Origin of the sequence: Streptomyces sp. M-16, assembly GCF_052114405.1 — a bacterium.
GTDB lineage: Bacteria > Actinomycetota > Actinomycetes > Streptomycetales > Streptomycetaceae > Streptomyces.
The window spans coordinates 1-9,365 of record NZ_JBFRER010000227.1 but is presented as its reverse complement, the minus strand read 5'-3'; the positions used below and the strand labels follow the sequence as shown (position 1 = coordinate 9,365).

The 9,365-nt window shown below is 75.2% G+C and carries 1 protein-coding gene and 2 pseudogenes; all 3 read right to left on the bottom strand.

What is annotated here, in order from left to right:
- On the bottom strand, positions 1-1,154 hold a 1,154-nt coding region (locus tag AB4039_RS41260), incomplete at its 3' end, for a polyketide synthase dehydratase domain-containing protein (RefSeq protein WP_442273205.1).
- Between the two features lie 87 nt (positions 1,155-1,241).
- A pseudogene (locus AB4039_RS41255) lies at positions 1,242-5,978 on the bottom strand (SDR family NAD(P)-dependent oxidoreductase); the annotation flags it as partial.
- Between the two features lie 481 nt (positions 5,979-6,459).
- A pseudogene (locus AB4039_RS41250) lies at positions 6,460-9,365 on the bottom strand (acyltransferase domain-containing protein); the annotation flags it as partial.

The window sequence follows — 9,365 nt, the reverse complement described above, 5'->3', positions numbered from 1 at the left end:
ATGAGTGCTTCGTTTCCGGGGTACATGCCGAGGGCGATGAGGACGTCGCGGAAGTTGAGGCCCGCGGCGCGGACGTCGATGCGTATCTGTCCGGGTTCCAGGGGGGTGCGGGGGGTCGGCAGCAGCGCCAGGTTCTCCAACGTCCCCTTCGCCAGGCTCTCCAGACGCCAGTCCGCGGCGTCCGGCACCGCCAGCTCGTCCTCGCCCGGCGTCGCACGGACGAGCCGCGCGACACGCAGCTCCCCCTCACGAAGGGCCAGTTGGGGCTCACCGGTGGCCACCGCCGCGCGGATCGCGTCCCGCGACTCCTCCCGGCCGTCCACGTCCAGCAGGACGAAGCGCCCCGGGTTCTCCGACTGGGCCGTGCGCAGCAGACCCCACACCGCGGCGTGCGCGAGGTCGTGCACCTGATCGCCGGGCCCGGCCGCCACGGCGCCCCGGGTGAGGAACACCAGCCGTGACGAGGCGAACCGCTCCTCGGCGAGCCAGGCCTGCGCCATGCCCAGGGCCCGGCACGTCGCCTCCCGCGTGACCCCGGCCAGGTCGCCGTCGGACCGCGCGCGGCCCTCGACGACCACCACGGCCGGCACCTCACCCTCCGGTGCCCGCAGGTCCGCGTACGCAGCGGCGCCCAGGGCCCCGGCCAGGCCGGGCGAGCCCAGTACGGCCCAGGCGGCGCCGTCCGCGTCGGGCAGCGCCAGCGGCGTCCACCCGGGCCGGAACAGGGAGTCCGCCCCCGTCGCGCTGCTCGGCACCGGCCCCGGCGACCCGGCCCGCAGGACGAGGGAGTCCACCGAGGCCACCGGCTGCCCGGCGGTGTCCGCGACGTGCACGGACACCGCCTCCGGGCCGGCCGGCGAGATCCGTACGCGCAGCTCCCGGGCGCCCCCTGCGTGCAGCCGCACACCGCTCCAGGCGAACGGCAGCCGCACCGGCCGGTCCTCGTCACCGGGCCCGTTCAGGCCGAGGACGTGCAGGGCCGCGTCCAGCAGCGCCGGGTGCAGACCGAAGGAGTCGGCCTCCTCCGACAGGGCCTCGTCCAGGGCCACTTCGGCGTACAGGTCCTCGCCGGACCGCCAGGCGGCCGTCAGCCCCCGGAAGGCCGGCCCGTACTCGTACCCGAGGGACTCCAGGAACCCGTAGTGCCCGCTCACGTCCACCGGGGTCGCTCCGGCCGGTGGCCAGGACACGAACGCGTCGTCCGCCTCCGGCCCGACGGCCGCGCCCAGGGTCCCGGTCACGTGCCGGGTCCAGGGCAGGTCCGCGTCGGCACCGCCGGGCCGGGAGTGGATCTGCAGGGGCCGCAGCCCCGCCCCGTCCGGCGGGCCGACGGTCAACTGGAGGTGCACGGCCTCCTCCGCCAGCGGCAGCGGCGCCAGCACCGTCAACTCCTCGACACCCGCGCAGCCCACCTCCCCGGCGGCGTGCAGGGCGAGTTCCACGAAGGCGGTGCCCGGCAGCAGGACGGTCCCGGTCACCGCGTGGTCCGCGAGCCACGGCCGGTCGGCGCGCGACAGGCTGCCCGTGACGATGAGGCCGTCGCTGCCCGCGAGCGGCAGGGCCGCGCCGAGCAGCGGGTGACCCGCCGGCCGCAGCCCCAGCCGCGCGGAACCCGGTCGCTCGGGCCCCGCGTCCAGCCAGTGCCGCCGCCGCTGGAACGGGTACGTCGGCAGCTCGACGGCCGGTCCCGCGGCCTCCGGCAGCGCCGGTGACCAGTCCACGTCGAGGCCCTGGACGTACGCGGCGGCGAGCGCGGCGAGCATCCGGGAGGGGCCGCCGTCGTCGCGGCGCAGCGTACCGATCACGGTGGTGGCGGCGCGCGGGTCCAGCTCCTCCAGCGTCTCCTGGACGCCGAGGGTCAGCACCGGGTGGGGACTGACCTCGATGAAGGTGTGGTGCCCCGCGGCCGCCAGGGCGGCGACGGTCTCCGAGAAGCGGACGGTGCCGCGGAGGTTGCGGTACCAGTACCCGGCGTCCAGGCCGGTGGTGTCGACGGGGCCCGCGGTGACGGTCGAGTAGAAGGGGATGTCGCAGGGCCGCGGGGCCACGGGCGCCAGCACCTCGGCGAGACGCTCCCGGACGGCCTCGACGTGCGGGCCGTGCGAGGCGTAGCCGACGGGCAGCACCTTGCTGCGCACTCCCTCGGCGGTGCAGTGCTCGTGCATATCGCGCAGCGCCTCGACGTCGCCGGATACCACGGTGGAGCGCGGACCGTTGACGGCCGCGAGCGACAGCCGGTCGTCCCACCGCCGCAGCAGCTCCACGACCTCGGTGTGCGGCAGGGGCACGGACAGCATGCCGCCGCTGCCGTGCAGGGTGTCGAGGGCCCGGGCGCGCAGCGCCACGACGCGGGCGGCGTCCTCCAGGGTGAGCGCGCCGGCCACGCACGCCGCCGCCATCTCGCCCTGGGAGTGGCCGATGACCGCCGCCGGTTCGACGCCGTACGAGCGCCACAGCGCTGCCAGCGACACCATGACCGAGAACAGCGCGCACTGGATCGTCTCGGCGGTGTCCATCGCCGGTGCCCCCGGCCTGCCGTGCAGGAGGTCGAAGAGGTCCCAGTCGGTGTGCGGGGCCAGCGCCTCGGCGCACTCGCGCATCCGCTCCCGGAACACCTGCGAGTCGCCGAGCAGCTCCAGCGCCATGCCCTGCCACTGGGATCCCTGTCCGGGGAACACGAACACCGCCTGGTGCCCGGACCGGGCGAGGCCCTGCGTCAGCGGCGGCGCCGCGTCGCCCCGAGCGAGGGCCGCGAGCCCCTCGCGCAGCTCGTCCCGGTCCGCTCCCACGAGCACCGCGCGGTGCTCGAAGGCGGCCCGGGTCGTCGCCAGGGCGCGTGCGAGGTCCGCGACACCGGCTCCGGGGTCGGCGTCGAGACGGCCCAGCAGCTGCCCGGCGCGCGCCCGCAGGGCGTCGGCGGAACGCCCGCTCAGCAGCCAGGGGACCGCGCCGGGAACCGGGGAGCCGGCTGTCGCGGAGGCAGCGGCCGGACCGGCCCCGGCCCGCTCCGCGGGCTGCGGCTCCGCGGTCGGCGCGGCCTCCAGGACCAGGTGGGCGTTGGTACCGCTCATGCCGAACGAGGAGACCGCGGCGCGGCGCGGCCGGCCCGTCTCGGGCCAGGGCGCGGACTCGGTGGCCAGCCGGGCGGAGCCGGCGCTCCAGTCGACGTGCGGGGTGGGCTCCTCGGCGTGCAGGGTCTTGGGGAGGATGCCGTGGCGCATCGCCATGACCATCTTGATCACGCCCGCGACGCCGGCGGCCGCCTGGGTGTGGCCGATGTTCGACTTCACCGAGCCCAGGTGCACCGGCAGCCCCTCGGCCCGGTTCTGGCCGTAGGTGGCGAGGAGGGCCTGGGCCTCGATGGGGTCGCCGAGGSKGGTGCCSGTGCCGTGSGCYTCGACSGCRTCGACGTCGGYRGGYTSSAGGCGGGCGKWGGCGAGGGCCTGGCGGATCACCCGCTCCTGGGACGGGCCGTTGGGCGCCGTCAGACCGTTGCTGGCACCGTCCTGGTTGACGGCGCTGCCCCGGATCACCCCGAGGATCCGGCGCCCGTTGCGCTCGGCGTCGGAGAGCCGCTCCAGCAGCACCAGGCCCACGCCCTCGCCCCAGCTCGTGCCGTCGGCGTCGGCGGAGAAGGCCTTGCAGCGGCCGTCGGGGGCCAGCCCCCGCTGCCGGCTGAACTCGACGAACAGCGTCGGCGTCGCCAGTACGGAGGCCCCGCCGGCCAGCGCGAGCGAGCACTCGCCCTGGCGCAGCGCCTGGGCCGCGAGGTGGATGGCCACCAGCGACGAGGAACACGCCGTGTCGATGCTGACCGCCGGACCCTCCAGCCCGAAGGTGTAGGCGACCCGGCCGGAGATGATGCTCGCCGAGCTGCCCGTGAGCCGGTAGCCGCCCGCACTGTCGGGGGCGGAGTCCAGCAGCGCCGTGTAGTCCTGGGAGCTGGTGCCCGCGAAGACCCCCGTGTCACTGCCGCGCAGCGTCGCCGGGTCGATGCCCGCGCGTTCGAAGGCCTCCCAGGCCGTCTCCAGCAGCAGCCGCTGCTGCGGGTCGGCCGCGGTGGCCTCGCGCGGGTTGATGCCGAAGAACTCGGCGTCGAAGAGCGGGGCGTCGTACAGGAAGCCGCCGTGCCGGGTGTACGTCCTGCCCGGGGTCCCGGGCTCGGGCAGGTAGAGGCCCGCGGTGTCCCAGCCGCGGTCGGTGGGGAACTCCGCGATGGCGTCGGTGCCTTCGGCCACCAGCCGCCACAGCTCCTCGGGCGAGGCGACACCGCCCGGATAGCGGCAGCTCATCGCCACGACGGCGATCGGCTCGTCCGCCGCGCCGGGTGCCGCGGCGGTGGGCGCCGTCGCCGTCGCCATCGCCGGCGCGGGCGCGGCCGTGGCTCCGTCGAGCAGTTCGTGTATGTGGCGGGCCAGGGCCGCCGGGGTGGGGTGGTCGAACGCCAGCGTGGCCGACAGGCGCAGGCCCGTCGCCGCGTTCATCCGGTTGCGCAGCTCGACCGAGGTCAGCGAGTCGAAACCGATCTCACCGAAGGGGCGTTCGGGATCGACGGCTTCCGTCGTGGAGTGTCCGAGCACCGTGGCGGCCTGGGTACGGACCAGGTCCAGCAGCGCCCTGGTCCGCTCGGCGGCGGGCAGCCCCACGAGTTTCGCCAGGGCCTGGCTGCCGGCACCCGCCGGGCCCGTCGCGCCGGGGCGCGCCCCGGCGCGGGGCAGTCGGGGCTTCACCAGGGTGCTCAGCAGTACGGGCAGGGTGCCCTCGTCGGCCCGGCGGCGCAGGGCGGCGAGGTCCAGGTGGGCCGGGACGGTCACGGCGCGGTCCGAGACCAGCGCGGCGTCGAGCAGCTCCAGGGCCTCCTCGACGGGCATCGGGGCGACCCCGCTGCGGCCGATCCTGGCGCGGCTCGTCTCGTCCAGGGCGCCCGTCATGCCGCTCGTCTGGTCCCACAGGCCCCAGGCGAGGGAGGAACCGGGCAGCCCCTGGGAGCGGCGGTACTCCGCGAGGGCGTCGAGGAAGGTGTTGGCCGCCGCGTAGTTGGCCTGCCCTGCGTTGCCGAGGGTGCCGGCGATCGAGGAGAAGAGGACGAACGCGCTCAGGTCCGCGTGGCGGGTCAGCTCGTGCAGGTTCCAGGCCGCGTCCACCTTGGGGAGCAGTACCTCGTGCAGCCGCTCGGGCGTGAGGCCTTCCAGCAGCGTGTCGTCGAGGATGCCGGCGGTGTGGATGACGGCCGTCAGCGGGTGTTCGTCCGGGATGCCGTCGAGGAGCCTGGCGAGCGCGTCCGGTCGGTGGTGTCGCAGGCGGTGATGGTGGTGTGGGCGCCGAGGTTGGTGAGTTCGGTGTGGAGTTGTTGGGCGGTGGGGGTGTGGGGGCCTTGGCGGCTGATGAGGTGGATGTGTTTGGCGTTGTGGTGGGTGATGAGGTGTCGGGCGGTGTGGGCGCCGAGGGTGCCGGTGCCGCCGGTGATGAGGATGGTGCCGTTGGGGTTGAGGGGGGTGGGGTGGGTGAGGGCGATTTTGCCGGTGTGGCGGGCTTGGCGGAGGTGGCGGAGGGCTTGGGGTGCTTGGTGGGTGTTCCAGGTGGTGGTGGGGATGGGGGTGATGTGGTTTTGGGTGAGGAGGTTGGTGAGGTGGGTGAGCATGTGCTGGATGTGGTCGGGGGTGGTGTCGGCTTGGAGGTCGAAGGGTTGGTAGGTGATGCCGGGGTGGGTGTGTGCGATGTCCTCGGGGTTCCGGATGTCGGTTTTGCCCATTTCGAGGAAGTGGCCGCCGTGGGGGAGGAGGCGTAGTGAGGCGTCGACGAAGTCGCCGGCGAGGGAGTCGAGGATGACGTCGACGCCGGTGTTTTTGGTGGTGTTGAGGAAGTGTTGTTCGAAGTCGAGGGTGCGGCTGGAGGCGATGTGGTCGTCGTCGAGTCCCATGGCGCGCAGGGTGGGCCATTTGTGGGGGCTGGCGGTGGCGAAGACTTCGATGCCCCAGTGGTGGGCGAGTTGGAGGGCGGCCATGCCGACGCCTCCGGTGGCGGCGTGGATGAGGAGTTTTTGTCCGGGTTGGATGTGGGCGAGGTCGTGGAGGGCGTAGTAGGCGGTGAGGTAGACGACGGGGAGGGTGGCTGCTTGTGTGTGGGTGAGGTGGTGGGGGGTGTGGGTGGCCATGCGGTGGTCGGTGACGGTGGTATGAGTGCTTCGTTTCCGGGGTACATGCCGAGGGCGATGAGGACGTCGCGGAAGTTGAGGCCCGCGGCGCGGACGTCGATGCGTATCTGTCCGGGTTCCAGGGGGGTGCGGGGGGTCGGCAGCAGCGCCAGGTTCTCCAACGTCCCCTTGGCGGTCACGTCCAGCCGCCAGTCGCCGCCGTCCCCGGGCGGGACGAGTCCCGCCGTCGGGCCGCCGGTCCGCACCAGCCGCGGCACCGACACCGCGCCCTCGCGGACGGCGAACTGCGGCTCACCACAGGCCAGCGCCGTCGCCAGCGCCGTACGGGAGACCTCGGTGCCGTCGAGGTCCACGACCTGCAGCCGCCCCGGGTACTCGGTCTGGGCCGAACGCACCAGACCCCACAGCGCCGCCGCCGCCGGATCCCGTACGTGGTCGTCCTCCCCGGCCGCCACCGCACCGCGGGTCACCACGGCCAGCCGCGAGGACGCGAACCGCTCCTCGGACAGCCACTCCCGCACGGTCGCCAGCAGCGCGGCGGTCGACGCGTGGACCGCCGCGGGCACGTCCTCACCGGACTCCGCGGCGAAGAGCGCCACGACCGGCGGGACGGGCTCGGGAAGCGAGGCCAGGTCCGGATACGCGTCCGCTCCCGACGGCCCGTACGGGTCCTCGCCCAGCACCGCCGGCGCCACCACGGGCCCCTCGACCCGGGTGGACAGCGGCGTCCAGTCGATCCCGAAGAGCCCGTCGCGCACACCCGGAGCGGCCGAGAGCTCGGCCGCCGCCACCGGCCGCACCGACAGGGAACCCACCGACAACAGCGGGTTGCCGTCCCCGTCCGACACCGCCAGTGACACCTCGTCCGGCCCGCTCCGCGACAGCCGGACCCGCAACTCCGAGGCCCCCGTGGCGAACAGCCGCACATCGCTCCACGCGAACGGCAGCCGGAACCGCGCCGGCTCGCCCTCCCGCGGCAGCGATTCCAGGGCCAGCACGTGCAACGCCGCGTCCAGCAGCGCCGGATGCACGGTGAACAGTGCGTCCTCGTCCTCACCGGAACCCGCCGCACCCGGCGGCAGGCCCACCTCCGCGTAGACGTCCTCCCCGTCGCGCCAGGCACCGCGCAGGCACTGGAACGCCGGCCCGTACGCGTAACCGTGCTCGGCCAGCCGCTCGTAGAGGCCGTCCGTCCCGATCGCGACCGCCCCCGCCGGAGGCCAGGCCCCGGCGGACGGCGCGTCGGCGACCGTGACCGTGTCGAGCGGGGCCGGGGCGAGCGTGCCCGTCGCGTGCCGGACCCACTCGACGCCCTGCGCCGTGCGGGAGTACAGCCGGACCTGCCGCTTCCCCGAACCGTCCTGCGGGCCGCCGACCAGCTGCACGTCCACCTCGACCCCGTCCAGCGGCAGCGGCGCCTCCAGCGTCAGGTCCTCGACGACGGGCGTGCCCAGCCGGAACCCGGCCAGCAGCGCCAGCTCCACCATCGCCGTTCCCGGCAGCAGGGTCGAGCCCAGCACCGCGTGGTCGGCGAGCCACGGGAGGGCCGCCAGCGACAGCCGGCCCGTGAACAGGTGCCCCTGCCCGTCGGCCAGCTCCACCGCGGCCCCCAGCAGCGGGTGCTCGGCCGCCGCCAGCCCCGCCGCGCCCAGGTCGCCCCGCGCCTCCGCCGCGTCCAGCCAGTGGCGTTCGCGCTGGAAGGCGTACGTGGGCAGGTCCACGGGGTCGTTGCCGTCACCGCCGAACACGCCCTGCCAGTCCACCGCCACCGCGCCCCGGACGTGCAGCCGCGCGAGGGCCGTCATCACGGCCTGCGGCTCCGGGCGGTCCTTGCGCAGCGACGCCACGCACACCGCCGGGATCCCGGCGCCCGCATCGGACCCCGCATCGGACCCCGTCCCGGCGCCCGTTCCCGCGCCCGCCTCGGCCTCCGCCTGGGCCATCGCCGTCAGCGGTCCGTCCGGGCCCAGCTCGACGAACGCGGTGACGCCCTCGTCCCGCAGCGTGCGCACCGCCGCGTGGAACCGTACGGCCTGGCGCGCGTGGTCGGCCCAGTAGTCGGCGGAGCCCAGCTCCCGCGCCGTGGCGAGCCGCCCCGTCAGGGTCGAGACCACCGGGATCGCCGGGGCGCGGAACTCCAGGCCCCGCGCGACGGCCCGGAACTCCTCCAGCATCGCGTCCATGTGCGGCGAGTGGAAGGCGTGGCTTACCGTCAGGCGGCGCGTCCGGACGCCCAGTTCCTCCAGGCGCGCGGCGACCGCGGAGACCGCCTCCTCGTCACCGGACACGACCGTCGACTCGGGGCCGTTGACCGCCGCCAGCACGGCCGACTCCTCCAGGCCCACCAGCACCGGCAGCACCCGCTCCTCCGACGCCTGCACCGCGAGCATCGCGCCGCCCGCCGGCAGCGCCTGCATCAGCCGCCCGCGCTCCACCACCAGCCGGGCCGCGTCGTCGAGGGAGAGCACCCCGGCCACGTAGGCCGCCGTCAGCTCACCGACCGAATGCCCGGCCACCACGTCCGGCCGCACACCCCAGGACTCCCACAGCCGGAACAGCGCCGACTCGATCGCGAACAGCGCCGGCTGCGCGAACTCCGTGCGGTGGATCGCCTCCGGGTCGGCCAGCGCCCCGCGCACCGGCTGCCCGTGCGCCTCCAGGGCGTCGCAGACCTCGTCGAAGGCCGCCGCGAACACCGGGAACGCGGCGTACAGCTCCTGCCCCATCCCCACCCGCTGGCTGCCCTGCCCCGTGAAGAGGAACGCCAGCCGCCCCCGCGCGGAGGCGACGCCCTCCACCTCGCCGCCGCCCGAGGCCAGCGCCGCCAGCCCCGTCATCAGCGTCTCGCGGTCGCCCGCCACCACGGCCGCCCGGTGCGGGAACTGCGTACGGGTCCGGGCCAGGGCCCGSCCGACCGCCGCGGCCGAGGCATCGGGGAGCTCCGTCAGCCGCTCGTGCAGCCGCGCCGCCTGGGCGCGCAGGGCCGCTTCGCTGCGGCCGGAGACCACCCACGGCACCACCGGGGCGTCGGCCGGCCGCTCGGCTCCGGTTTCGGCTCCGGGCTCGGTGGGGGGTGCCTGTTCGAGGATGAGGTGGGCGTTGGTGCCGCTGATGCCGAAGGAGGAGACGGCGGCGCGGCRGGGGCGCTCTTCGCCCGGCTGCCAGGGGGTGGCTTCGGTGAGGAGGGAGACGGCTCCGGCGTCCCAGTCGA